Annotated in this window: 3 protein-coding genes; 2 read left to right on the top strand and 1 reads right to left on the bottom strand. The window is 42.8% G+C overall.

Annotated features, from left to right (window positions below; all coding sequences use genetic code 11):
• Both F6K37_RS41645 and F6K37_RS41640 read left to right on the top strand, forming a co-directional pair.
• The coding region (locus tag F6K37_RS41645; RefSeq protein WP_287257119.1) for a hypothetical protein at positions 1–273 on the top strand (273 nt) is incomplete at its 5' end.
• Between the two features lie 80 nt (positions 274–353).
• Positions 354–1,100: a response regulator transcription factor gene (locus F6K37_RS41640; RefSeq protein WP_008186390.1), complete on the top strand. Its 747-nt coding sequence runs from the start codon at positions 354–356 to the stop codon at positions 1,098–1,100.
• A 267-nt stretch (positions 1,101–1,367) separates the two neighbouring features.
• Here the strand turns inward: F6K37_RS41640 and F6K37_RS41635 are convergent.
• Positions 1,368–1,581 (bottom strand): hypothetical protein (locus F6K37_RS41635; protein WP_287257118.1); only part of this gene is annotated, 214 nt, incomplete at its 5' end.

Raw genomic sequence — 1,581 nt, 5'->3', positions numbered from 1 at the left:
GAAAGCTTCTTTGTTGTGCCTGATTTTTTCTTGCGCTTAGACATCGTTGGCTATTCTTGGCCTTTTTGTCTATTATACCCCAAAAAATCCCGTTTTATCCCGCTTTTTGACTACTTAATTGCAAGGCATTTGCCCAACCTCTCCTTGCTAGTAGGTGCAGAGGTATGGATTGGCTGTAAGACTTGGGGTTTTATCTTAATTAGGCACAATGGCTCCATAATCTATCTGCAGCCAGATAATATATTGGTAAAAATAAGGTTAATTGATGATTAAGTCAATATTCTGATTGACAGATGCGTGTTACTGCTTGTATATCTTGACTTGTAACCTCAGTTACCAAGTTTTCTTACTTTATGCTTGCTCTCGACATACCCCACAGTCCTTCCGGTTCAGAACTGACCAAGGCTAAACAAGTCTTAGTGGTGGAAGACGAAGAACTAATCCGAGAAATGATCGTCCTAGCCCTGCAAGAAGAAGGTTACGAGGTTTTAACTGCTTCGGACGGCGCTACAGCTTTGACTATGCTTCAGGATAGCGATCACACTGGTTACTCTGTGGATTTGCTCATATTAGACCTAATGCTACCTCAGGTGAATGGTTTAGATCTGTGTCGGTTGCTACGTTATCGAGGAAATCCCATTCCGATCATGATTCTTAGTGCCAAAGCTAGTGAAACAGATCGGGTTTTAGGTTTGGAAGTTGGTGCAGACGACTACCTCACTAAACCGTTCAGTATGCGGGAGTTGATTGCTCGTTGCCGAGCCTTAATTCGTCGCCAACACTTGAATGGTATCACTCCAACACCCGTCCAGCAATTCCGAGAGATCAAGCTGTACCCCCAAGAGTGTCGGGTGACGGTTCGGGGAGAAGACGTTAATTTATCTCCCAAGGAGTTTCGACTTTTGGAGTTATTTATTAATAATCCCCGCCGAGTTTGGTCTCGGGACCAATTAATTGATCAAGTATGGGGAATGGATTTTGTGGGAGATACTAAAACAGTGGATGTTCATATTCGCTGGTTACGGGAAAAATTAGAAGAAGACCCCAGTAAACCAGAATACCTGATCACTGTAAGGGGTTTTGGTTATCGCTTTGGATAAATAATGAAGGATAGAGAAAGAATAGATAAAGGATAGATAAAGAATAGATAAAGGATAGATAAAGGACAGATAAAAAATCAAGAATCAAGGATAAATAATCAATGAAATATGAAGGAAAGATAAAGGATAAAGTATTATAAAGTACGAAGTCCTTTATACTTCATATTGTAAGCATTCAGCCGTTGGCCTTTGGCCACGCTACTTGAGGTGCCGTCAGCTGTCAGCCGTCAGCTGTCAGCCGTCAGCTTAAAATAAACCTATGCAGACCTATGGCCACGCTAAGCGAACGGGAGAATTTAATATTGATAGAGAAGCATGAGAATTGAAAGTATGGGTAAAAGCCCATTGCCCATAAGCTGAGAGCTGAGAGCTGAGAGCTGAGAGCTGAGAGCTGAGAGCTGAGAGCTGAGAGCTGAGAGCTGAGAGCTGAGAGCTGAGAGCTGAGAGCTGAGAGCTGAGAGCTGAGAGCTGAGAGCTGAGA

This window comes from Moorena sp. SIO4E2 (assembly GCF_010671945.1).
Taxonomy (GTDB): domain Bacteria; phylum Cyanobacteriota; class Cyanobacteriia; order Cyanobacteriales; family Coleofasciculaceae; genus Moorena; species Moorena producens.
Note: the sequence above shows the minus strand (reverse complement) of the source record. Positions and strands in the feature narration are given on the sequence as shown.

Bases quoted from the DNA above. Each gene is read 5' to 3' on its own strand.
- F6K37_RS41640 (WP_008186390.1), top strand. From the start codon at position 354: ATGCTTGCTCTCGACATACCCCACAGTCCTTCCGGTTCAGAACTGACC.